Annotated in this window: 25 protein-coding genes; 10 read left to right on the top strand and 15 right to left on the bottom strand. The window is 59.5% G+C overall.

Features of this window, described 5'->3' with window-relative positions; all coding sequences use genetic code 11:
- A partial coding sequence (locus tag GHO41_RS02360; protein WP_178126458.1) for an ATP-binding protein occupies positions 1-685 on the top strand: 685 nt, incomplete at its 5' end.
- An 11-nt stretch (positions 686-696) separates the two neighbouring features.
- Here GHO41_RS02360 and GHO41_RS02355 read toward each other — a convergent pair.
- Complete coding sequence (locus GHO41_RS02355; RefSeq protein WP_048372535.1) at positions 697-1,617, bottom strand: LysR substrate-binding domain-containing protein; 921 nt, start codon at positions 1,615-1,617, stop codon at positions 697-699.
- Between the two features lie 152 nt (positions 1,618-1,769).
- On the opposite strand from GHO41_RS02355, the gene GHO41_RS02350 reads away from it, so the two are divergent.
- Complete coding sequence (locus GHO41_RS02350; RefSeq protein WP_048372533.1) at positions 1,770-3,140, top strand: NorM family multidrug efflux MATE transporter; 1,371 nt, start codon at positions 1,770-1,772, stop codon at positions 3,138-3,140.
- 64 nt (positions 3,141-3,204) lie between these two features.
- On the opposite strand, the gene GHO41_RS02345 is transcribed toward GHO41_RS02350, so the two are convergent.
- Positions 3,205-4,875, bottom strand: coding sequence for a bifunctional diguanylate cyclase/phosphodiesterase (locus GHO41_RS02345; RefSeq protein WP_153432863.1), 1,671 nt, complete (start codon positions 4,873-4,875; stop codon positions 3,205-3,207).
- 261 nt (positions 4,876-5,136) lie between these two features.
- Here GHO41_RS02345 and rep point away from each other — a divergent pair, with 261 nt between their 5' ends.
- Together rep and GHO41_RS02335 are read left to right on the top strand one after the other, a co-directional pair.
- Positions 5,137-7,146, top strand: a complete 2,010-nt coding sequence (rep, locus tag GHO41_RS02340; RefSeq protein WP_048372620.1) for a DNA helicase Rep — start codon at positions 5,137-5,139, stop codon at positions 7,144-7,146.
- 56 nt (positions 7,147-7,202) lie between these two features.
- Positions 7,203-7,775, top strand: coding sequence for a xanthine phosphoribosyltransferase (locus tag GHO41_RS02335; protein WP_123750669.1), 573 nt, complete (start codon positions 7,203-7,205; stop codon positions 7,773-7,775).
- Between the two features lie 94 nt (positions 7,776-7,869).
- On the opposite strand, the gene GHO41_RS02330 is transcribed toward GHO41_RS02335, so the two are convergent.
- The 6 genes from GHO41_RS02330 to dadA form a co-directional block, all read right to left on the bottom strand.
- Complete coding sequence (locus GHO41_RS02330) at positions 7,870-9,792, bottom strand: acetyl-CoA hydrolase/transferase C-terminal domain-containing protein (protein WP_153432862.1); 1,923 nt, start codon at positions 9,790-9,792, stop codon at positions 7,870-7,872.
- A gap of 157 nt (positions 9,793-9,949) precedes the next feature.
- Positions 9,950-10,366: a cytochrome c5 family protein gene (locus GHO41_RS02325; RefSeq protein WP_048387143.1), complete on the bottom strand. Its 417-nt coding sequence runs from the start codon at positions 10,364-10,366 to the stop codon at positions 9,950-9,952.
- Between the two features lie 180 nt (positions 10,367-10,546).
- Complete coding sequence (locus GHO41_RS02320) at positions 10,547-11,095, bottom strand: cupin domain-containing protein (protein ID WP_048372525.1); 549 nt, start codon at positions 11,093-11,095, stop codon at positions 10,547-10,549.
- A gap of 126 nt (positions 11,096-11,221) precedes the next feature.
- The gene (gene alr / locus GHO41_RS02315) at positions 11,222-12,295 is read right to left on the bottom strand and encodes an alanine racemase (RefSeq protein WP_153432861.1); all 1,074 of its coding nucleotides are present in this window, start codon (positions 12,293-12,295) and stop codon (positions 11,222-11,224) included.
- Between the two features lie 101 nt (positions 12,296-12,396).
- The gene (locus GHO41_RS02310) at positions 12,397-12,750 is read right to left on the bottom strand and encodes a RidA family protein (RefSeq protein WP_048372520.1); all 354 of its coding nucleotides are present in this window, start codon (positions 12,748-12,750) and stop codon (positions 12,397-12,399) included.
- Positions 12,722-14,023: a D-amino acid dehydrogenase gene (gene dadA / locus GHO41_RS02305; protein ID WP_153327554.1), complete on the bottom strand. Its 1,302-nt coding sequence runs from the start codon at positions 14,021-14,023 to the stop codon at positions 12,722-12,724. The genes GHO41_RS02310 and dadA overlap by 29 nt, the downstream gene beginning before the upstream one ends.
- Before the next feature lie 156 nt (positions 14,024-14,179).
- On the opposite strand from dadA, the gene GHO41_RS02300 reads away from it, so the two are divergent.
- Positions 14,180-14,668, top strand: coding sequence for an Lrp/AsnC ligand binding domain-containing protein (locus GHO41_RS02300; RefSeq protein WP_003437842.1), 489 nt, complete (start codon positions 14,180-14,182; stop codon positions 14,666-14,668).
- Between the two features lie 84 nt (positions 14,669-14,752).
- On the opposite strand, the gene GHO41_RS02295 is transcribed toward GHO41_RS02300, so the two are convergent.
- Complete coding sequence (locus GHO41_RS02295; RefSeq protein ID WP_153432860.1) at positions 14,753-15,694, bottom strand: alpha/beta hydrolase; 942 nt, start codon at positions 15,692-15,694, stop codon at positions 14,753-14,755.
- Between the two features lie 108 nt (positions 15,695-15,802).
- Here GHO41_RS02295 and GHO41_RS02290 point away from each other — a divergent pair, with 108 nt between their 5' ends.
- The gene (locus tag GHO41_RS02290; protein WP_153432859.1) at positions 15,803-16,372 is read left to right on the top strand and encodes a DUF6436 domain-containing protein; all 570 of its coding nucleotides are present in this window, start codon (positions 15,803-15,805) and stop codon (positions 16,370-16,372) included.
- Between the two features lie 103 nt (positions 16,373-16,475).
- On the opposite strand, the gene GHO41_RS02285 is transcribed toward GHO41_RS02290, so the two are convergent.
- From GHO41_RS02285 to GHO41_RS02265, 5 genes are all read right to left on the bottom strand, one after another.
- Positions 16,476-16,808: a type II toxin-antitoxin system RelE/ParE family toxin gene (locus GHO41_RS02285; protein ID WP_153432858.1), complete on the bottom strand. Its 333-nt coding sequence runs from the start codon at positions 16,806-16,808 to the stop codon at positions 16,476-16,478.
- A complete protein-coding gene (locus GHO41_RS02280; protein ID WP_048372513.1) occupies positions 16,805-17,077 on the bottom strand; it encodes a type II toxin-antitoxin system Phd/YefM family antitoxin in 273 nt (90 codons plus the stop codon). The genes GHO41_RS02285 and GHO41_RS02280 overlap by 4 nt, the downstream gene beginning before the upstream one ends.
- Before the next feature lie 128 nt (positions 17,078-17,205).
- Entirely contained in the window at positions 17,206-17,487 is a 282-nt protein-coding gene (locus GHO41_RS02275) for a fructose-bisphosphate aldolase (protein ID WP_153327562.1), read from the bottom strand.
- Positions 17,488-17,779: 292 nt separating this feature from the next.
- On the bottom strand, positions 17,780-18,670 hold the full coding sequence (gene ubiA, locus GHO41_RS02270) for a 4-hydroxybenzoate octaprenyltransferase (protein ID WP_048372510.1): 891 nt from the start codon (positions 18,668-18,670) through the stop codon (positions 17,780-17,782).
- A complete protein-coding gene (locus GHO41_RS02265) occupies positions 18,670-19,233 on the bottom strand; it encodes a chorismate lyase (protein ID WP_371928806.1) in 564 nt (187 codons plus the stop codon). Before GHO41_RS02265 ends, ubiA begins: the two co-directional genes overlap by 1 nt.
- 201 nt (positions 19,234-19,434) lie before the next feature.
- On the opposite strand from GHO41_RS02265, the gene GHO41_RS02260 reads away from it, so the two are divergent.
- From GHO41_RS02260 to GHO41_RS02245, 4 genes are all read left to right on the top strand, one after another.
- On the top strand, positions 19,435-19,602 hold the full coding sequence (locus GHO41_RS02260) for a rubredoxin (RefSeq protein ID WP_002555879.1): 168 nt from the start codon (positions 19,435-19,437) through the stop codon (positions 19,600-19,602).
- Between the two features lie 39 nt (positions 19,603-19,641).
- Positions 19,642-20,790 carry an NAD(P)/FAD-dependent oxidoreductase gene (locus tag GHO41_RS02255; RefSeq protein ID WP_153432857.1) on the top strand — a complete coding sequence of 383 codons (1,149 nt, stop codon included), beginning with the start codon at positions 19,642-19,644 and terminating at the stop codon, positions 20,788-20,790.
- A gap of 190 nt (positions 20,791-20,980) precedes the next feature.
- Positions 20,981-21,256, top strand: coding sequence for an HU family DNA-binding protein (locus GHO41_RS02250; RefSeq protein WP_048372506.1), 276 nt, complete (start codon positions 20,981-20,983; stop codon positions 21,254-21,256).
- A gap of 183 nt (positions 21,257-21,439) precedes the next feature.
- On the top strand, positions 21,440-21,820 hold the full coding sequence (locus GHO41_RS02245) for a hypothetical protein (protein ID WP_048372505.1): 381 nt from the start codon (positions 21,440-21,442) through the stop codon (positions 21,818-21,820).
- 81 nt (positions 21,821-21,901) lie between these two features.
- On the opposite strand, the gene GHO41_RS02240 is transcribed toward GHO41_RS02245, so the two are convergent.
- Entirely contained in the window at positions 21,902-23,131 is a 1,230-nt protein-coding gene (locus tag GHO41_RS02240) for a nucleoside recognition domain-containing protein (RefSeq protein WP_048372504.1), read from the bottom strand.
- Positions 23,132-23,325 lie beyond the last annotated feature (194 nt).

The following is a 23,325-nucleotide window of genomic DNA, read 5'->3' as shown; positions in this document are numbered from 1 at the left end:
CCATTCGGCCTCCGGCCCGGCGCTGGTGGGCGGCGGCTCCAAACCGCAGCCGGGCGAAATCACCCTGGCGCACCACGGGGTGTTGTTTCTGGATGAACTGCCCGAGTTCGACCGTAAAGTCCTCGAAGTGCTCAGAGAGCCCATGGAATCTGGGTTTATAGTGATCGCCCGTGCGCGTGACCGCATGCGTTTTCCGGCGCGTTTTCAGCTGGTCGCTGCCATGAACCCCTGCCCGTGCGGCTACTTGGGGGAACCGACAGGGCGTTGCCGCTGCACCCCGGAACAGGTTCAGCGCTACCGCAACAAACTTTCCGGGCCGCTGCTCGACCGGATTGACCTGCACCTGACCGTGGCCCGTGAAACCACCGCGCTCAACCCCCCGCTCGCCTCGGCAGACACCACCGCCAACGCCGCCGCACTCGTCGCGGCGGCGCGCGAGCGCCAGTTGCAACGCCAGGGCTGTACCAATGCGTTTCTCGACCTGCCCGGCGTGCGAACCCAGTGCACCCTGACTGACGTGGACAACACCTGGCTAGAAACCGCGTGCGAACGCATGACCTTGTCACTCAGGGCCGCGCACCGTTTATTGAAAGTGGCGCGCACATTGGCGGACCTGGAGCAGGTTGAATCCATTGAACGCAAGCACCTGGCGGAGGCGTTGCAGTACCGGCCAGCCAGCGGCTGAGCGTTACGGTTTCACTGCCGTTGCTCCACTGCCGGTAGCTCCATCACCGCCACTTCATGCAGTAAAAAGTCACTCAGGCGGCGCAAGCGCTCGCCGCCGGGCCGGGTTTTGGGCCAGACCAAATAGTAGTTTTCACCGCTGGCCACGGCCGTGGGGAATGGCAGGCTTAAGCGGTTTTGAGCAACGTCCTCGGCCACCATCAGCAAGTCGCCCATGGAGATGCCGTAGCCGCGTGCGGCGGCGATCATGCCCAGTTCCAGGGTGTCGAACACTTGCCCGCCCTTGAGCGAGACCTGGCCGCTGAGGCCCATGCAATCGAGCCAGCGCCGCCAGTCCCGACGGTCTGGCGTGGGGTGCAGCAGTTCGGTGCCCGCAAGCCGCTTTGCGTCCCAGGGCTGTTCGTCCAGCAGGTTGGGGGCGCCCACCGGGATCAGCATCTCGGCAAACAACAACGTGGCCTCCCAGTCTGGCGGGAAGTGGCCGTTGCCCAGCAACACCGCGCAGTCGAAAGGCTCCTGATTGAAGTCCACATGGTCGATGTCCATCCAGGCGCTGGTTAGTTGCACTTCGTTGCCCGCCTGCAAGTGGCGAAAGCGGCTCAGGCGCGCCAGCAGCCAGCGCATGGTCAGGGTCGAGGGCGCCTTCATGCGCAAGATGTCATCTTCGGCGCGCAAGGTAATACACGCGCGTTCCAGCGCCCCGAAACCCTCCCGCACCCCCGGCAGCAACAGGCGGGCAGCTTCGGTGAGTTGCAGGGTGCGACCGTTACGCTGAAACAGTCGGCAGGCAAAATGCGCCTCGAGGGTTTTGATATGCCGGCTGACGGCGCTTTGGGTGATCGACAGCTCTTCGCCCGCACGGGTAAATGAACTGTGCCGGGCTGCTGCCTCAAAAGCACGCAAGGCATAAAGCGGAGGAAGGCTACGAGACATGAGGATTATTCCTATTGCGCGACATATCCAGACTGTAAATACGCTAAGTAGCATGAGTATTAATCATGCCACTTATCTTTTTTATCCTTTTGCTTAAAACACTCAACACGCCGAGAATCAAGCCTTTCAACGCACTCAAAGAAATCTGACCGATGACCAAACAGCATCCAGTACGTATCGAACTCTGGGCCATTTTGCGGCTGGCCGGGCCGCTGATTGCCTCGCAGTTGGCGCACATGCTGATGGTGCTGACCGACACCCTGATGATGGCGCGCCTGAGCCCGGAAGCCTTGGCCGGTGGCAGCCTGGGGGCAGCGACCTATTCGTTCGTGTCGATTTTCTGCATTGGCGTAATTGCTGCCGTTGGTACGCTGGTGTCGATTCGCCAGGGTGCGGGTGACATCGAAGGCGCGACCCGCCTCACGCAAGCCGGCTTGTGGCTGGCCTGGGCGCTGGCGCTGGTCGGTGCGCTGATGTTGTGGAACATCAAGCCGCTGTTGCTGCTGTTCGGTCAGACCCCGACCAACGTTGAGGCCGCCGGGCAATTTTTGCTCCTGCTGCCGCTGGCCTTGCCCGGCTACATGACCTTCATGGCCTTGCGCGGCTTTACCAGCGCCATGGGGCGGGCGACGCCGGTGATGGTCATCAGCCTGATCGGCACCGTGGCCAACTTCTTGCTCAATTACGCGCTGATCACCGGGATGTTCGGCCTGCCCAAGCTGGGCCTGATGGGCATTGGTCTGGTCACCGCAATTGTCGCCACCTGCATGGCGCTGGGCCTGGCCTGGCATATCAGTCGTCACCCGGCCTACGACGCGTATCCGATTCGTCAAGGCTTGTCGCGGATCAATCTGACTTATCTGCGCGAATTGTGGCGTCTCGGCCTGCCGATTGGCGGCACTTACGCGGTTGAGGTCGGGCTGTTTGCCTTCGCGGCGCTGTGCATGGGCACCATGGGCAGTACGCAATTGGCGGCTCACCAGATCGCTTTGCAGATCGTCTCGGTGGCGTTCATGGTGCCGGCCGGGATGTCCTACGCGATCACCATGCGCATCGGCCAGCACTATGGCGCCGCGGATCTGCTGCGTGCACGTCTGGCGGGCCGGGTTGGCATTGGCTTTGGTGCGGCGGTGATGCTGGGGTTTTCGGTGGTGTTCTGGTTCTGGCCGAACGAGTTGATCGGTCTGTTTCTGGACCACAGCGACCCGGCCTTCCGGCCCGTCTTTGAACTGGCGGTCAGCCTGCTGGCAGTGGCGGCCTGGTTTGAATTGTTTGATGGCACGCAAACCATCGCCATGGGCGCGATCCGTGGGCTCAAGGATGCCAAGACCACCTTCTTGGTCGGCCTGTTCTGCTACTGGGTGATCGGCGCCCCGACCGCCTGGCTGATGGCCTTTACCTTCGGCTGGGGCCCGACAGGCGTGTGGTGGGGCTTGGCTATGGGCCTGGCGTTTGCCTCGGTGGGCCTGACATTGGCCTTCGAATGGAAGATGCGGCGCATGCTCAAGCGCAGCGCGGCCTGAGGGTAGGAGCGAGCTTGCCTCGCGATCTTTTGATCGCTTAAAAGATCGCGAGACAAGCTCGCTCCTACAGGGCTGCCTTCGACGCCGAGGCGGTGTGGGCCGCCGCCAAAAACGGGATCAGTTCAGGCATCGGCAGCGGTTTGCTGATCAGAAAGCCTTGTACTTGATCGCAGCCAAATTCGCGCAAAAGTGCCAGTTGTGCGCGGGTTTCTACGCCTTCGGCGACCACTTGCAGGTTGAGGTTCTGCGCCAGGTTGAGCATGGCGTGGACCAGTTTGCGGTTTTCTTCGCGGTCTTCCATGCCGCCGACAAAGCTTTTGTCGATCTTCAGCAGGGCAATCGGCAGGCTGTTGAGGTGCACAAACGATGAGAAGCCGGTGCCGAAGTCATCCAGTGAAAAGCGCACGCCCAGCCGCCCTAAGGCGTCCATGGTCTGCTTGACCATGTCACTGCGGCGCATGACGGCGGTTTCGGTCAGTTCGAATTCCAGCCAGCGGGCATCGATTCCGTGCTCGGCGATCAAGCGGCTGAGGGTGATCAGCAGTTTGCTGTCCTGGAATTGGCGAAACGACAAGTTGATGGCCATGTGCAAGGCCGTCCAGCCGTTTTCACGCAGCACTTGCATGTCACGCAGCGCGCGCGAAATAACCCAGTAGCCCAGCGGCACGATCAGCCCGCTCTGTTCGGCCAGCGGCACGAATTCGCTGGGCGCCAGCAGGCCGCGATCGCCATGGCGCCAGCGCACCAAGGCTTCGAGCCCGACTATGTGGCCGGTGTCCAGGTCCAGGCGCGGCTGGTAGTGCAATTCCAGTTCGTCACGGCGCAAGGCGCGGCGCAACTCGCTTTCGAGGTCGGCGAGGCTGCGGGCGTTGCGGTTAATGCGTTCATCGAACACGTGATACGTGCAGCCCTGGGTGCTTTTGGCCTGCTGCATGGCAATGTGTGCGTGCCACATCAACGGGTCGGCACCGGCGTTGGCGCGGGCATGGGCGATGCCCAGGCTGCAGCCGATCAACAGGCTTTCGCCGTCGATCCAGTACGACTCGGCCATCACTTCGGTAATGCGTTCAGCCATCCAGGCCGCGCGCTCAGGGGCGCGGCGGGTGTCGATCAGCAAGGCGAATTCGTCGCTGCCCAAGCGGGCCAGTTGATCGCACGCTTCGAGCCGGCTTTTAAGGCGCGCCACCACTTGCAGGATCAGGCGGTCGCCGGCCTGATGCCCCAAGGCATCGTTGGCATGGCGAAAGTTATCGAGGTCCAGATGCCCCAGCGCGAGGCCGTGGCCATCATTTTCAGCCAGCCGCACGGCGAGCAGGGTTTGAAAGCCCTGTCGGTTGGCGATGCCGGTCAAGGGGTCTTCTTTGGCCAGGCGGTGCAGCGTCTGTTCGAGCACGCCGCGCTCATGCACATGGCGCAGGCTGCGGCGCAGCACATCGGTGGTCAGGGTGGGGCGGACCCACCAGTCGCTGACACCCTGCGGCGGGGTGTCGGGCTCAGCTTCCAGCAACAAAACTGTGGATAAACGACATCGACCTGCCGCGGGTTGCAGGGCTGGGGTGGTGAGCAACAACGCGTTGTGTGTGTTTTCGAACAGAAAGCTGACCGACTCCCAGTTCGGGGCACACATCAACAGGGCCGCGTTTCCCATGGGCGCCAGACACTCGCGCAATAACGCTGCCCAAGTCGGCTCTTTGGCCAGTAGCAGCAAACGCAAGGGTTCGACAGGCGTAGACAAGCTAGCTCCCTAGACTCTGCATAAATTCAGGCGATGGGCATTATGACGTGCCAATACGTAATGGCAAATGACACCCGTTATCAAATACACCCAGCAAACGCTTATCGAACGACTGACTTAAACGGTCAGGTATCCTGCGGCAAAGTAGCAAAAGCGGCAAATTTAGATAGAGGGCTACGTCACACTGTCGCAGAGTGGCAGCAATATCTGCTCAGCCTGTTAAAATGCCCGCCCTTTTTGCAAGCGATCTTTAATTTCGTCATGTCCCGACTCAATCCCCGGCAGCAAGAAGCCGTGAGCTACGTCGGCGGCCCTCTTTTGGTGCTCGCCGGTGCAGGCTCCGGCAAAACCAGCGTGATTACCCGAAAAATCGCGCACCTTATTCAGAACTGCGGCATCCGTGCCCAGTACATCGTCGCCATGACCTTTACCAACAAGGCAGCGCGCGAGATGAAGGAGCGCGTGGGCACGCTGCTCAAAAAAGGTGAGGGCCGAGGCCTGACGGTCAGCACGTTCCATAACCTGGGGCTGAACATCATCCGCAAGGAGCACGCGCGGTTGGGGTACAAGCCGGGCTTTTCGATCTTTGACGAGGCCGACGTCAAGGCGCTGATGACCGACATCATGCAAAAGGAATACTCGGGTGATGACGGGGTCGACGAAATCAAGAACATGATCGGCTCGTGGAAAAACGACCTGATCCTGCCGCCTCAGGCCCTGGAAAATGCGCGCAACCCCAAGGAACAGACGGCGGCCATCGTCTACACCCACTACCAGCGCACGCTCAAAGCCTACAACGCGGTGGACTTTGACGACCTGATCCTGCTGCCGGTAAAGCTCTTTGAAGAGCACGCCGACATCCTCGAAAAGTGGCAGAACAAGGTGCGCTACCTGCTGGTAGACGAATACCAGGACACCAACGCCAGCCAGTATTTGCTGGTCAAGTACCTGATCGGCAGCCGCAACCAGTTCACCGTGGTAGGCGATGATGACCAGTCGATCTACGCCTGGCGCGGCGCCCGCCCGGAAAACCTGATGCTGCTCAAGGACGATTACCCGTCCTTGAAAGTGGTGATGCTGGAGCAAAACTATCGCTCCACCAGCCGCATTCTGCGCTGCGCCAACGTGCTGATTTCGAACAACCCGCACGCCTTCGAGAAACAGCTGTGGAGTGAGATGGGCCACGGCGATGAAATTCGCGTGATTCGTTGCCGCAACGAAGACGCCGAAGCCGAGCGCGTGGCAGTCGAGATTTTGACCCTGCACTTGCGCACAGACCGGCCTTACAGCGATTTTGCGATTCTGTATCGCGGCAACTATCAGGCAAAACTGATTGAGCTGAAGTTGCAGCACCACCAGATCCCTTACCGCCTGTCGGGCGGTAACAGCTTCTTCGGGCGTCAGGAAGTGAAAGACCTGATGGCCTACTTCCGGCTGATTGTGAACCCGGACGACGACAACGCCTTCTTGCGGGTGATCAACGTCCCACGGCGTGAGATTGGCTCGACCACGCTGGAAAAACTCGGTAACTACGCCACCGAGCGCAAAATCTCGATGTACGCGGCCACCGATGAAATCGGTCTGGGCGAGCATCTGGACAGCCGGTTCACCGATCGTCTGGCCCGTTTCAAACGGTTCATGGACCGCGTGCGTGAGCAATGCGCGGGCGAAGACCCGATTGCCGCGCTGCGCAGCATGATCATGGACATCGACTACGAGAACTGGCTGCGCACCAACAGCTCCAGCGAAAAGGCCGCCGACTACCGCATGTCCAACGTCTGGTTTTTGGTCGAGGCGTTGAAAAACACCCTTGAGAAAGACGAAGACGGCGCCATGACCGTCGAAGAAGCCATCGGCAAGCTGGTGTTGCGCGACATGCTCGAGCGCCAGCAAGAAGAGGAAGACGGCGCCGAAGGCGTGCAGATGATGACGCTGCACGCTTCCAAAGGCCTGGAATTCCCCTACGTGTTCATCATGGGCATGGAAGAAGAGATCCTGCCGCACCGTTCCAGCATCGAAGCCGACACCATCGAGGAAGAACGCCGACTGGCCTACGTGGGCATTACCCGCGCCCGTCAGACGCTGGCGTTTACCTTTGCAGCCAAGCGCAAGCAGTACGGCGAAATCATTGATTGCGCGCCGAGCCGCTTCCTCGATGAGTTGCCGCCGGACGATCTGGCCTGGGAAGGCAATGACGACACCCCCACCGAAGTGAAAGCGGTTCGCGGAAATACGGCATTGGCCGATATACGCGCGATGTTAAAACGCTAAAATCGACTACTTTTTACTCTACCTTCAGCGCATAGGCGCTATTTGAGGACGTTACGTTGGAAGCACTGCACAAGAAAATTCGCGAAGAAGGCATCGTGCTTTCCGATCAGGTTTTGAAGGTTGATGCCTTTTTGAACCACCAGATCGATCCACAGCTGATGAGAGAAATCGGCGATGAGTTCGCGCGTTTGTTCGCTGATGCGGGCATCACCAAGATCGTGACCATCGAAGCCTCGGGCATTGCCCCGGCGGTGATGACCGGCCTGAACCTGGGCGTTCCGGTGATCTTTGCACGCAAGCACCAGTCCCTGACCCTGACTGAAAACCTGCTGACCGCGACGGTGTACTCGTTCACCAAGCAAACGGAAAGCACCGTGGCCATCTCGCCGCGTCACCTGAAAAGCACCGACCGCGTGCTGGTCATCGATGACTTCCTGGCGAACGGCAAAGCGTCCCAGGCGCTGATTTCGATCATCAAGCAAGCCGGCGCCACCGTGGCTGGCCTGGGCATCGTGATCGAGAAGTCGTTCCAGGGCGGCCGTGCCGAACTGGACTCGCAGGGCTACCGCGTTGAGTCCCTGGCACGGGTTAAATCCCTGGCCGACGGCCAAGTGACGTTTATCGAGTAAAGGCACTGTGGGAGCGGGCTTGCTCGCGATGCTACACACGCGGTGCATCTGATTCATCGCGGCGATGCGATCGCGAGCAAGCCCGCTCCCACGGTTATCTAGCCGTCGCCTGCAACCCCGCCAGCAGCACGCGCTGATACACCTCTTCACGCAGCCCGTCCGGGTCTGTGAGTTGCATGCGCGCCAGATGCTCGGGGAACGCCTGCGGCGACGGCGCTTCAAGAGCGGCCTTGCCAAGCCGGTAGAGTTGCGTGAGCTTGAATTTGCTCTTGAGCCAGTTCAAGGCGCGCAGTAAGTCTTGCTCCTGGGCGCTGAAATCGCTGCCCAGCGGGTACTCCGGGAATAAGTGCGGATGGCGGGCAGCAATCGCCTGTAAGCGTTCCGGGCTGTTGTCGGCAAAGCGCGGCTGCAGTTGAAAGTCTTTGGGCAGTTTGCCCACTTGCTGTGCCTGGGCGATCAGTTCGGTCTGGAAACGTGAGTCGGTGATGTTGAGCAGCGCCTCGATCACGTGCCGGTCGGTTTTGCCGCGCAAGTCAGCAATGCCGTACTCGGTGACCACGATGTCGCGCAAATGGCGCGGGATCGTACAGTGGCCGTATTCCCAGACGATGTTGGAACTGACATCGCCGCCCGACTCGCGCCAACTGCGCAGGATGATCACCGAGCGCGCATCGTGCAGCGCATGGGCCTGCGCGACAAAGTTGTATTGCCCCCCTACTCCGCTGAGCACACGCCCGTCTTGCAACTGATCCGCCACCCCGGCGCCCAGCAAGGTCGCAGTGAACGCGCTGTTCACAAAGCGCGCATCGCGGCGTTGCAGGCGCTTCAGCGTTTCTTGGCCATACAGTTCGTTAATGAAGCTGATGGCGGTCATGTTGAATTCTGCGCGCTTGCTGTGGGGCAGTTCGTTCAAGCGCTGGTAAAACTCCTGCGGTCCCAGCAGAAAACCGCCGTGCACGCTGATGCCATCGGTGTGCAGGCTTTCGTCTAGGGTGCCGGCGTTGGCTTGGGTCTGACGTTCGATATCGGAGTACACCTTGCGCCGCACAATACCGGCGTCGACCAGCACCATCAGCCCGTGCACAAACATTTCGCTGCAGCCATACAGGCCCTGGGCAAAGGGCTCGACCCCGCCTTCGCGCTCAATCAGGCTGCGCCACGGGCTGATGTCCAGGTCGTCGAGCAAGGCGCGATAACCTTCGTTGTCCGCCTGGCGTGCGAGCAGCGAGGCGGTCAGCGCATCGCCCATGGCGCCGATGCCGATTTGCAGGGTGCCGCCGTCACGGATCAAGGTGCTGGCATGGTGGCCAATAAAGTGGTCTTGCAGGTTGACCGGCATGCTGGGCGTGGAAAACAGCGTGGTGCGCTCTTCGTCGTCGATCAGCAGGTCGAAAGCGTCTGCATCGAGTTCTGAGTCGCCGGGCATGTAGGGCAAGTCGCTGTGCACCTGGCCGAGCAGCAGGATGGTTTCGCCCGCCTCACGGCGCTTGGCGATCATCGGCAACAGGTCGAGGGTGATGTCCGGATTGCAGCTCAGGCTCAGGCGATCCGGGGCCTGCGGGTTTCGGGCCACTAGTTGCGCCACCAGGTTCAAGCCGTTGGCGTTGATGTCGCGGGCGGCGTGGCTGTAGTTGCTGCTGACGTAATCCTGTTGCGCCGGCGGGCTGTTGAGCAGGCTGCCCGGCTGCATGAAAAACTGCTCGACGTTGATGTTGGGCGGCAGGCTGTCGCGGTGCAGGTCGGCGAGGTAATCCAGCTCGATATAGTCGCCAAACACGCGCTCTACAAACGGTTGCAGAAAGCGCTTTTGCAAGCCGTCGCCCAGCGCCGGGCGGCCCAGGCTCAAGGCGGTGTAGATGGTTAGTTGGCGTTCGGGCAGTTGCTTGATTCGCTGATACAGCGCGTTCACAAAGCGATTGGCTTTGCCCAGGCCCAAGGGCAAGCCCAAGTGGATGTGGGTGGGCAGCCGAGACAGTGCTTCATCGACTGCGCGCTCGGTCGAACAGGATTGCACCATCGGATCCTCCAGGAACTTGCGTGTCTAGCGAATAGACCGAGAGTGACCGGAGTTGGTTGCAAAGAGCAAGGCGCAAACACTTTCAACGTGTAGGAGCGAGCTTGCCTCGCGATCTTTTAAACCATCAAAACATCGCGAGGTAAGAGACGGCGGGGAGTTATAAGCCAGACATTTTCTGGATCGCGGCTTTAAGCTCGGCGTCGCTGCATTCGCCGCACGTGCCTTTTGGCGGCATGGCGTTGAGCCCGGTAATCGCCTTGGCCAAGAGGCCATCCAGGCCGCCTTCTTTGTCGGCGCGGGCTTTCCAGGCAGCGGTGTCGCCGATTTTCGGCGCTTCCAGCAAGCCAATGCTGTGGCAGGCGGTGCAGTGTTTGGCAATCACGTCATCGGGGCTCATGCCGCCCCCGCTCGCAGCTGCGGTCGCGCCACCTCCACCTGCGGCACATTCCTGGCCCTGAATGCAGACTTTACCCACAGGCTCCAGGCGTTTTGCGATCTCATCAGCCGACGTAGTGGCCTGGGCGTTGGCAGCCCAAAGGGCCAGTACTGTTGCTGGTACGGCCAGCATTTTCATAATTAGGTTCACGCGTACACCCTCAATGGTGGCTATTCACGCCCACAACCACGGTTTTGCAGGCGGCGAAAGTATACCGATTAGCCAGACGCACTGAAACAACCCTAATTTTAGAAGGGGAATAGGCGTGACCGATGAACGTCGCGGGCGCCGCCAGAGCTGTGCAGGGCGCCGCTTTGCTTAGAAGTTCGCGGGGGTGGCTGCGCTGATTAGTCGCGCCGCTACGTCGAACGGGTTGCGGAAACGGTGCGGTTTCGAGCTCTCGAAGTAGTAGCTGTCACCGGCCTCCAGCACGAACGTCTCCAGACCGACGGTCAGCTCCAGGCGGCCCTCGACGAGGATCCCGGTTTCTTCGCCTTCGTGGGTCAGCATTTCATCCCCGGTGTCAGCGCCCGGTGGATAAATTTCGTTGAGGAAGGCAATGGCCCGGCTCGGATGCGCCCGGCCGACCAGTTTCATGGTCACCGCACCATCTGAGATGTCGATCAGCTCATTGGCTTTGTAGACAATCTGGGTCGGTTTTTCCTGAAGAATCTCTTCGGAAAAAAACTCCACCATAGACATGGGAATGCCACTCAGCACTTTTCTCAGGGAGCTTATGGACGGGCTCACGCTGTTCTTTTCGATCATCGAAATGGTGCTGTTGGTCACGCCGGCGCGCTTGGCAAGCTCGCGCTGTGACAAACCTTTGATTTTGCGGATGGATTGCAGTCGTTCACCGACGTCCAATGCAGGAGCCTCCAGGGATCAGATTCAGGTCAAGATGGCGCCATCATGGCGATAGTGTTCAGTATTTACAACACTTTGACTTGAAACCTGAGAGCCCGGTCGGCCCTGCATTTTGCATACAACCCATCAGCTCCCGGAATAGAGCCGTGGCACTCGTTTCAGGTTGCAAAAAATTTGGTAGGGAATGGTTTCAGCTTTTTCCGCGAGTTCGCTGGCAAGAATGTTTTTGCCCCACAACTCAACGGTCGAACCCAGACCGGCGTCGGGCACATCCGTGAGGTCGATGCACAGCATGTCCATCGACACCCGGCCGAGCAATTGGCTGCGCTGGCCGGCCACCAGTACCGGCGTGCCGGTGGGTGCATGACGCGGGTAGCCGTCGGCATAACCCATGGCGACGACGCCGATGCGCATCGGTTTCGGGGTGATGAATTTTGCGCCATAGCCCACCGGTTCACCGGCGGGAAGTTCGCGTACGCAAATGACTTTGGACTCCACGGTCATCACTGGTTGCAAGCGTGCGGCCAGTGGATGGTCTTGTTCAAAGGGGGTAGCACCGTAGAGCATCAGGCCGGGGCGCACCCAGTCGCTCGGCACGCTTGGCCAGCCCAGAATGGCAGGGGAATTGCGCAAGCTGACTTCAGCAGACAAGTCGTCACGGGCCGCCAGGAACACCGCCACCTGCTCGACGCTGCGCAGGCTGTCGAGTTCATCGGCGCGGGCGAAGTGGCTCATCAGCACGATTTTCGCGACTTTGCCGCTGGCTTGCAGGCGTTGGTAAGCGCTTTGGTACTCGCTTGGGTGCAAGCCGACGCGGTGCATGCCGGTGTCGAGCTTGAGCCATACCTGAATGGGCTTGGCCAGTGTGGCCTGCTCGATAGCATCGAGTTGCCACAGCGAATGCACGACGCACCACAAGTCATGTTCGACGATCAGCGGCAGTTCATCGGCTTCAAAAAAACCTTCGAGCAGCAGAATCGGCGCGCGAATACCGGCGGCGTGCAGTTCCAGTGCTTCTTCGATACAGGCCACCGCGAAACCATCGGCCTCGGCTTCCAGGGCTTGGGCGCAACGCACGGCGCCGTGGCCGTAGGCATCGGCCTTGATCACCGCGAGGGCTTTGGCCCCCGTCACTTCACGGGCCAGTTGGTAGTTGTGTCGCAGGGCTTGAAGGTCGATCAGGGCACGGGCTGGGCGCATGGCGGCAGGCTTCTAACGGCAGTTGAATAAAAAAACGGTGCGTACCGCGGCGTTAACCGCGTACCGCACCGCAAGAGGGACTTTGCTTGGCAACGGTGACGTTAAGGCAGTGCAGCCACCACCGATAACTCCACCAGAATCTCGGGTTCGCACAGTTTGGCTTCTACGGTGGCGCGGGCCGGTTGCACGCCTTTTGGCAGCCACTTGTCCCACACACTGTTCATGCCCGCGAAGTCGGCATCAATGTCTTTGAGGTAGATGGTCACCGACAGAATGTGGCTTTTGTCGGTGCCTGCCAGATCCAGCAAACGCTCGATGTTTGCCAGGGTTTCGCGGGTCTGCTGCTCAACCCCTGCGTTCATGTCGTCGCCGACTTGTCCGGACAGGTAAACGGTGCCGTTATGAGCCACGATCTGGCTCATGCGGTCATTGGTGAGCTGGCGCTGGATTGCCATGTTTTGCAGTCTCCTGGTGGTTGCCGTAACGAGAAATATCGAGGCCTTCGGCGCTGATTTGTGGGGTCTTTTTGGCCATCACGTCAGCGAGGAAGCGACCAGAGCCGCACGCCATGGTCCAGCCGAGTGTGCCATGACCGGTGTTCAGGAACAGGTTTTTGAACGGGGTCGCGCCCACAATCGGTGTGCCGTCCGGGGTGGCTGGACGCAGGCCGGTCCAGAAACTGGCCTTGCTCAAATCACCGCCCTGAGGGTAAAGATCGTTGACGCACAGTTCCAGGGTTTCGCGCCGTTGTGGCTTCAGCGACAGGTCAAACCCGGCGATTTCCGCCATGCCGCCGACGCGAATGCGGTTGTCGAAACGGGTGATCGCGATCTTGAAGGTCTCGTCCAGAATGGTCGAGGTCGGGGCCATGGCCGGGTTGGTGATCGGGATGGTCAGCGAGTAACCCTTGAGCGGGTAAACCGGCGCCTTGATGCCCAGCGGCTTGAGCATTTGTGGCGAGTAGCTGCCCAAGGCCAACACGTAGCGGTCAGCGGTTTCGAGCTTGCCGTCGATCATCACGCCATTGATGCGATCGCCTGCGTAGTCCAGGCGCTGAATGTCCTGGCCGAAGCGGAATTCGACACCCAGTTGAATGGCCATTTCAGCCAGGCGGGTGGTAAACATCTGGCAGTCGCCGGTTTGGTCATTCGGCAGGCGCAAGGCGCCGGACAGAATGTTGGTGACGCTGGCCAGCGCCGGTTCAACACGGGCGATGCCTTCACGGTCGAGCAGCTCAAACGGCACGCCCGACTCTTTGAGTACGGCGATGTCTTTGGCCGCGCCGTCCAGTTGCGCCTGGGTGCGGAACAGTTGCGTGGTACCGAGGTTGCGGGCCTCGTAGGCAATGCCGGTTTCTGCGCGCAGTTCATCGAGGCAGTCACGGCTGTACTCGGACAGACGCACCATGCGCTCTTTGTTCACGGCGTAACGGCTGGCGGTGCAGTTGCGCAGCATCTGCGCCATCCACAGGTATTGGTCGATGTCGCCAGTGGCCTTGATCGCCAACGGTGCGTGGCGCTCCATCAGCCACTTGATGGCTTTGAGCGGCACGCCCGGCGCGGCCCACGGTGAGGCATAGCCAGGCGAAACCTGGCCGGCGTTGGCAAAGCTGGTTTCCATTGCCACGGCAGGCTGACGGTCTACCACGACCACGTCGAACCCGGCTCGGGCCAGATAATAGGCGCTGGCTGTGCCAATCACGCCGCCACCCAATACCATAACGCGCATATTTTTATCCCTCATCGCGGCCCGCCGCAGACGTTTATTATTCAAAGCGAAGATGCGCGCAGTATAAGAAGCTTTAGCCAGTGAGTTTCACTGTATAACCAGCTATATTTGGCGACAATTCTCGGCCAAAACGCTTTTGACAAAGGAGAATCTCCTATGCGTACAAATCACCAAACAAAGCGTGAATTAGACAAGATCGACCGCAATATTTTGCGCATTCTGCAGGCCGACGGGCGCATCTCGTTTACCGAGCTGGGCGAGAAAGTCGGACTGTCGACCACGCCCTGCACCGAGCGGGTACGCAGGCTGGAGCGTGAAGGGATCATCATGGGCTACAACGCCCGGCTCAACCCGCAGCACTTGCAGGGCAGTTTGCTGGTGTTTGTCGAAATCAGCCTCGACTACAAATCTGGCGACACATTTGAAGAATTCCGACGCGCCGTGCTGAAACTGCCCCACGTGCTGGAGTGCCACCTGGTGTCCGGTGACTTCGACTATTTGGTCAAGGCGCGGATCAGCGAGATGGCCTCGTACCGCAAACTGCTGGGCGACATTTTGCTCAAGCTGCCCCACGTGCGGGAGTCCAAGAGCTACATCGTGATGGAAGAAGTGAAGGAAAGCCTGAACCTGCCGATCCCGGATTGACTGTAGGAGCGAGCTTGCCTCGCGATCTCTTGATCTTTAAAAATCAAAAGATCGCGAGGCAAGCTCGCTCCTACAGGGGTTGGGTCAGAAGTGCTGATCCAGAAACGCAAAGTACTGCGCCCGAATGTCGGCGGTTTCATTGGCCAGATGGTGACGGGCCTGAGGAATCAGCAGCACCTGCGGGTGATTGAACTTGGCCTCCAGCACTTTGAGGTTGTGTTCCCAATCAACGGTTTTATCCGCCTGGCCCTGAATCACCAAGGGCTGGCGGGCGCTCGGCGGCAAGGCCTCGACCCGGGGGATCCAGCGCGCCATGGCGCCGACCCAGGCGGTGGGCAGACGCACGGGCTGTAGCGGATCGGCCTGCAAGAACGGCATGAAATCCGGGTCATTGGTGTTCTCGCTGAAGCGCCGCTCAATGCCTTTAACAAAGGGCCTGAGCAGGTAATAGCTGAACTTGGACCACTGCCAGTCTTTGGGCCGCACCAGCGGCGCCAGTAAGATGGCCTGACCCTGGGCCGGGCTTTGCTCGCCGTGATGCAGCAAATGGTCCAGTACCACGGCGCCGCCGGTGCTTTGCCCGATCAAGTGCCAGGGCTGCGGCAGGTTCAGCGATTGGGCCTCGATAAACAGGCCTTGCAGCGCCTCTTGGTACTGATAAAAGTCGCCGATGCTGGCGCGCTCGCCGCTCGACAGGCCGTGGCCCGGCAAGTCGCAGGCAATGACCACAAAACCGTGGTTCAACCCCCACTCGATCACATGCCGATACAGCCCCATGTGATCGTAAAAACCGTGGATCACAAAGAGCGTGGCTTTGGGGGTGGACTCAGGCCACCACACTTGGCTGACCAAATCGTAGCCGGCGGCGTTGAAGCGCCCCAGCTGACGACGGACCGGTACGGCGCGCTGCGCAAAGTCCAGCCCGTAAAAATGCTGGTATGCCAGATCCTCACTCGATAAAGGCTGACCTGCGACCAACGGTTGTAAATGGGGGCGCAAGGACTCGGGGGAAAACGCGACAGACATAGGGGTTCCAAACAGAAAGGCATGAAGGCAGAACAGTCTTTATAGCTGACGATATTCTGCTGTCAGTTTAAGCATGGCAAGCTACGCGCCCTTTCAGGAACATTCAGCATGCCCGTACCGACCCTTAAAACCTGGCTTGCCTGGCTGCTGGTGCTGACCTGCGCCGTGGGTGTGTGGGCCGCCTACCAGTGGTTTGAGGGGCGTTATATCCGTGCGTTCAACGACCAGACCGTTTTGTTTGCCGGGGACGTGCTGGCCCTGCCCGCAGACCTCTCGGGCCCCGGGCCGATTCGCGTGGTGCACTTCTGGGATCCGGCCTGCCCGTGCAATGTCGGCAACCAGCAACACCTGAGCGAACTGCTGGCGACTTACGTGCCGCAGGGCGTTGAGTTCTATGCTGTCCAAAAAACCGGCAGCCAGGGCCAGTTACCTGCCAGCCTGGGCGCGATCAAACCCCTGACCGCCCTGCCCGGCGCCGAACACTTGAGCGTCAGCCCGGCCGTTGCCATCTGGGACCGCAGCGGCCAACTGGCCTACTTCGGCCCCTACAGCGAAGGCGCCACCTGCAACGCCAGCAACAGCTTCATCGAACCCGTGCTGCAAGCCTTGACCCAAGGCCGCAGCGTCAACGCCACCCACACCCTGGCGGTGGGGTGTTACTGCCCGTGGCACGGGTGATCGGGTAAAAAACTTTGTAGGAGCGAGCTTGTCTCGCGATCGTTTGATCTTTAAAAGCTAGCGCCACAGGTTTTTTTAGTTATTTCAGTGACTAATAAACTTTTTACAGATCTGTTCGTAGTAACCGGTGGGTGAGTAACAACTCCAGGCTCTGACGAGAGTCAACAATCACATGCACGTAAATAATGTCTGAGCGAACCTCATAAATGATGCGGTTCATACCACTGACAACTTGTTGAAATTGACTCAGATTAAGGATTTCTAATTCGGGTGGTACTGAACCGCAATGGGGTTGTTCTGCCAACAAACGGATAGTCGCTTTCAATTGCTCATAAGTGACCTGCCAAGTACTGGCACAGAAACGCTTAACGATGTATTTCCTGAGCGCTTTAAGGTCGACTTGTGCTGACTGAAGCAGAACGACCTTAAACGTCATTGCGCATCAGCCAGATCCAGTTCGGCGAATACATCTTGCGCATCGCGAAATTGGCCGTTTTCAATTTCCCGATTACCCAATGCCAACAGCTTCAGCAGTGCCATGGTTTCGGCTTGCTCTTCATAACTTTTGACGTCAATTACGACCATTTTCGCTTCGCCATTTTGGGTAATAAGTAGAGGCTGACGGCTTTCTGAAATGGATCGCACAATTTCGGCTGTGTGACTTTTCAGGTAACTGATGGGTTTTACTTGAGTCGAAAATTTCATGGCTTGCACTCTGGCGTTGGCTGGACTGATTTTAGTCTTAATTCAGTCTTTTGCATTCGTTAGGTGACGAAGGGCAGTCCCCCAGAGCGCATGCACATGATTATTCGTACCTCGGCAGCGGCTACAGGTCAGGCGTTCATGCCGCGTTGTTGGACTACGTCGAAGATGTCGTTGGCGTCTTGCAGCAACAGGCGGGTGATGTTGGCAACGGTGCTGAGGTCGCCAGGCTCGCTGTTGTCCATGGGGCAACAGGCCAATAGGGTGAGTAGTTTGTGCAGCGCGTGCAGGCGTTCAGCCACGCAGGCGTGCAAATCAGATAACGGGGCGTGGCTGTCTACAAACAGCACCGGGGTTTGGGTGGTCAGGGTGTCGAGGGGGATAAAGCGCTGGTGCGGGGTTGGGGTATTCATGGGGCGCAGGACCTATTGAGAGTCAGAAAACAACCGCCATAAAACGAAATTCCAGGAACAAATGAGCCCCTTCAATCAGGTCTTTGACGAGTGAACCTTATAGCGTTTGGGCTGCGAATCCCTGTCACCGGCCAAGGCCAGCGAACGAAGAGGACTATAAGTACTGACTTTCTAATGAGCAAGCACGGCTCTGCAGGCCTGCGCTGGGTTAACTGTAGGAGCGAGCTTGTCTCGCGATCTTTTAAAGATCAAAAGATCGCGAGACAAGCTCGCTCCTACAGGGGGGGCTGGGTTAGTTCAGTGCGTAATTCAGCACGATACCCACGAAGATCGCCAATCCGGCCCAGTGGTTGTGCAGGAACGCCTGGAAGCAGCGCTGGGGTTCGCGGTTGCGGGTGTACCAGAATTCCCACAGGTAGCAGCCCGCAGCCACCAGCAGGCCGAGGTGGAACCAGCCGCCGAGGTCGAATTGCACGCCGGCCAGCAGCAGGCAGCCCAACGACAAGCCTTGCAGGCCGAGGATGATCACGCGGTCGGCGTCGCCAAACAGGATGGCGGTGGATTTAACGCCGATTTTCAGGTCGTCGTCGCGGTCGGTCATGGCGTAGTAGGTGTCGTAGGCCACGGTCCACAGCAGGTTGGCGATGTACAGCAGCCACGCCGCGGCTGGCAGGCTGTCGGTCTGGGCGGTGAAGGCCATAGGCATGCCCCACGAGAACGCTGCGCCCAGTACCACTTGCGGGTAGTAGGTGTAGCGCTTCATGAACGGGTAGCTCGCCGCCAGGGCCAGGCCGCCGAATGACAGCCATACGGTGGTGGCGTTGGTGCACAGCACCAGCAGGAAGCTGATACCCATGAGCAGCGCAAAAAACACCAAGGCTTCTTTGCTACTGATTTTTCCGCTGACCAGCGGCCGTTGTTCGGTACGTTTGACGTGGCCATCGACCTTGCGGTCGGCAAAGTCGTTGATCACGCAACCGCCCGCCCGGGTCAGGATCACGCCGAACACAAAAATCAGCAGGATACCCAGCGAAGGCACGCCCTTGGCGGCAATCCACAAGGCCCACAGGGTCGGCCACAGCAGCAGGTAAATGCCGATGGGCTTGTCCATGCGGGTCAGTTGGATAAAGTCCCAGGCGCGCGGGTTCAAGCGATTAAGTGATTTGAGCAGGCTCACGTACATCAGTTGTTCTCCGGCCGGGCACTCAGGGCGGCCCACAGGTCAGGTAAAAAAACTTCGGCCACCAGCACGCTCAACGGGCCCCGCGAAAAACGCGAGCGCCTCGCCCACAGGTCATCTGCCTGATCAGCCACGGGCAAGCCGCCGCGCGGGTATTGGCATACTTGCATCGGTCCGCGCTCAAAGGCGTTATCGCTGAACAGTAAGCCGCCCAGTGAGCGCGCCCCCAGCGCTTCCATGTCGAAGCCGCCTATTTGCAGGACGCTTTTCGCGGCGACGCTGCGGGCAAATACCCACGGTTGCTGATGGCCGCGTAAATACACCTCGCGCACCCAGCCCTGGCTGTTTTCAGGCAAGTCGAGGGTCGTGCATTCGTCGGCACGCAGTGTCTGCCAGCCTTCGAAAAGCGGCAGCACGCTGAAGGAGCCGTCTGAAAGTGCGGTAAGACGTTGAGTCAGGGAGCCTTGGTCGAACAACCAGTCAAGGGTCTGTTCGTCAGGCGTTGCAGGAAGTTCGCTTTGCTCAAGCCAGACAGGCGAGACCAGCGTAGAAGTTATGTGCGGCACAGTGGGTCATAATTGGCAGCCATTGAGGCGGGCGAGCTTATCACGCTGGTCCTTGCTTGAGCGCCAGAGTGCCATCAGGCAGTCGTCGGGCTTGCATCTGTCGGTGTTGATCAGTACAAACGGCCTGAATTTTGCGAGTAACACAACCGATTGATAAGAGTCTGTGCCCTCGCCCACGCCTGAGCGAAAGGAAATACCCCCATGAAAAAGTGGCAATGCATTGTTTGTGGACTGATTTACAACGAAGCCGATGGCTGGCCGGATGACGGTATTGCGCCCGGTACGCTGTGGCAGGACGTCCCTGAAGACTGGCTGTGCCCGGACTGCGGCGTTGGCAAAATGGATTTCGAGATGATCGAAATCGGCTGATCCGCCCTGTTTTTGAATTGATTGACTCTGGAGATTGGAATGAGCGCACCTGTTGTGATCGTTGGCACTGGGCTGGCTGGCTATAACCTGGCCCGGGAGTTTCGCAAGCTGGACAGCGAAACACCGCTGCTGTTGATCACGTCCGATGACGGGCGTTCCTACTCCAAGCCGATGCTGTCCACCGGCTTTGGCAAAAACAAAGAAGCCGACGGCTTGAGCATGGCCTTGCCCGGCGCCATGGCCGAGCAGCTCAAGGCGCAGGTGCGCACCCACACCCGCGTCAGCGGGATTGATCCGGGCCACAAGCAACTGTGGATCGGTGAAGAAGCCGTGCCTTACCGCGATCTAATTCTGGCCTGGGGCGCGCAATCGGTGCAGGTGCCGGTCGAAGGCGATGCTCAGGATGCGATCTTCTCGATCAATGATCTGGAAGACTACGCCCGCTTTCGTGCAGCGGCCGCGGGCAAGCGCCGTGTGCTGATTCTGGGTGTGGGCCTGATCGGTTGCGAGTTCGCCAACGACTTGATCGCGGGGGGCTATGAGGTCGACCTGGTGGCGCCGTGCGAGCAAGTGATGCCGACGCTGCTGCACCCTGCGGCTGCGGCCGCCGTGCAATCGGGCCTGGAAAGCCTGGGCGCGCGTTTTCATCTCGGGCCGGTGCTCACGCGTTTGCAGCGCACTGAAGATGGCCTTGAGGCGCACTTGTCGGACGCCAGCGTGGTCGCCTGCGATGTGGTGGTGTCAGCCATTGGTTTGCGCCCGCGCACCGATCTGGCGGCCGCTGCTGGCCTGCGGATCAACCGCGGTATCGAAGTGGACCGCCATCTTAAAACCTCCCACGCCAACATCTACGCGCTGGGCGACTGCGCGCAGGTCGACGGTTTGAGCCTGCTCTACGTGATGCCGCTGATGAGCTGCGTACGGGCGCTGGCGCAGACCCTGGCGGGCAACCCGACAGCGGTCAGCTACGGGGCCATGCCGATCACGGTAAAAACCCCGGTATGCCCGTTGGTGGTCTCGCCGGTGCCGCGTGGTTGCGAAGGTGTGTGGACGGTGGAAGGTCAGGGTGCCGACATCAAAGCGCTGTGCCGCGATGCAGACGGCAAGCTGCTCGGCTATGCCCTTACCGGCGAGGCGGTTCGCGAGAAACTGGCGCTGAACAAAGAGTTGCCTGCGCTGTTGGCGTAAACACTCTACCTTTTGTCGTAAATGTCATTGCCTTGCCTCAACAAAGCGCCTGCTGAGGGTGGCGCGTGACTTGGTCGCGTGCCATTCTCACACCGGTCTGCCGCAGAGTAGAGCCTGCGGCGCCTTGGATGCTGCTCCATAGAAGAGCAGCACGGACATAACAACAAAAAACCGTCAAAGAGGCTTCATCATGCGTAAACCAGAACTCGCCGCCGCTATCGCTGAAAAGGCTGACCTCACAAAAGAGCAAGCCAGCCGCGTACTCAATGCAGTGCTCGAAGAAATCACCAACGCCCTGCACCGCAAAGACAGCGTCACGCTGGTCGGTTTCGGTACGTTTATCCAGCGCCATCGCGGTGCACGGACCGGGCAGAACCCGCAGACCGGTCAGCCAGTGACCATCAAAGCCAGCAACACCGTAGCCTTCAAGCCTGGCAAATTCCTTAAAGACAGCGTCAACCCTTAAGCGGGGCTGGTTTTAGAGGAGCGGGCAAGCTGGCTTGCCCGTTCTTGAGAGTAAATTGGCCGATCAAGCGGCCATAAGTGGCAAAAACCCGTCTATCAGCGCCTATTTCTTTGGATATGTGGCGTTCTTCGCTCAAATCGTTAAACTGCGCCGGCTCTTTATTTATTCCCCGAGGCCGCGTACATGAAATTTCGTTTTCTGCTCTGGATGCTGGGCTTTCTGATGGGCAAAGCCAGCCGTAAAAACCCTGCTTTTCAACAGCAACTGGTTGATAAAGACATGGTGTTCCAGCTGCAAACCCTCGATGGCAAAGTCGCCCGTCACTTCAAAGTCAAAAACCAGCGTATTACCAGCCACTCGGGCTTATACCCGGACCCGGTGTTTGCCATCGCCTTTAAAGATGCCGCTTACGGCTTTGCCACGATGCAAGCCAAGAACAAGCAACTGGCGTTTATGACCGGGATCCAGGACAAGTCGATTCAGATCAAGGGTAATCCGGCGCAGGTCATCTGGTTTCAGGGCCTGACCAAGTACCTCAAGCCGCGTAAAAAGCCGAAGGCTTGATCCCCAACCCGTAGGAGCGAGCTTGCCTCGCGATCTTCTTTAAGATCAAAAGATCGCGAGGCAAGCTCGCTCCTACGCGGTTTAGCCAAAGAACCAGTAGCACACCGCAATCGCTGCCACCACGCCTGAGAACTCTGCCAGCAAGGCGCAGCTCACGGCGTGGCGGGCGCGCTGGATGCCGACCGCACCGAAGTACACCGCCAGCACATAGAAGGTGGTTTCCGTGCTGCCCTGTACGGTCGCGGCCACCAGAGCCGGGAAGCTGTCGACGCCTTTGGTTTGCATGGTCTCAATCAGCAACGCCCGCGCCGCGCTGCCTGAAAACGGTTTGACCATCGCCGTGGGCAGCGCATCGACAAAGCGCGTGTCCCAGCCCAGCCATTCGACCAGATGGCGAATGCCGTCCAGGCCAAAGTCCAGTGCGCCCGAAGCGCGCAATACGCCCACTGCACAGAGCATCGCCACCAGGTACGGCAGCAGGTTCTTGGCTACGTCGAAGCCTTCTTTGGCGCCTTCGACAAACGCCTCGTAAACTTTGACCTTGCGCAGCGCACCGATCACCAGAAACAGCATGATCAGCCCGAATAGCGTCAAATTGCCCAGGATCGAGGACAAGCTCGCCAGCGCCGCCGCTGACAGGCTCGCCAGTAGCGCCATAAAGCCCGCCAGAATCAGTGCGCCGGGTATCAGGTACGCCAGCACCACCGGGTCCCACAGGCGCAGGCGCTGCACGATGGCCACCGAAAAGAGGCCCACCAGGGTCGAGGCGCTGGTGGCCAGCAGGATCGGCAGGAACACCAGCGTGGGGTCTGGCGCGCCTTGTTGGGCACGGTACATAAAGATCGTGACGGGCAGGAGGGTCAGCGACGAGGCGTTGAGCACCAAGAAGAGGATTTGCGCATTACTGGCGCTGGTCGGGCTGGGGTTCAGCTCTTGCAGCGCGCGCATGGCCTTGAGGCCGATCGGCGTGGCGGCATTGTCCAGGCCCAGGCCGTTGGCAGCGAAGTTCAGGGTGATAAAGCCCAGGGCCGGGTGGCCGGGCGGGACTTCCGGCATCAGGCGCTTGAACAGCGGCCCCAGCGCCCTGCCCAGCCAGTCGACGATGCCGGCCTTTTCGGCAATCCGCAGAAACCCCAGCCACAGCGTCAGCGTGCCAAACAGCAGCACCATCACCTCAACCGACAACTTGGCCATGGCAAAGATGCTTTCAACGATGGCCGCGAAGATCCCGGCATTCCCCCCGACCAGCCATTGGGCAAACGCCGACACCGTGGCGACAAGGAAAAAGCTGAGCCATAGGCCGTTAAGCATCGGGAAACTCCTAATAAGTGCGGCAGATGATACCGGCCAGACCTCAGAAACGACAAACGCCGGGAGGTTGGCACAACGACGTTCAACGCAGAACTCGCAAAACCTGTAGTCGCTGACAAGGAACGAAGGCTGCGATGCGGGCCGCAGGACCGCCGGTTGGGGTCGCAGCGCAACCCATCGCAGCCTTCGTTCCT

Source organism: Pseudomonas sp. FSL R10-0399 (assembly GCF_009600165.1).
GTDB lineage: Bacteria > Pseudomonadota > Gammaproteobacteria > Pseudomonadales > Pseudomonadaceae > Aquipseudomonas > Aquipseudomonas helleri.
Note: the sequence above shows the minus strand (reverse complement) of the source record. Positions and strands in the feature narration are given on the sequence as shown.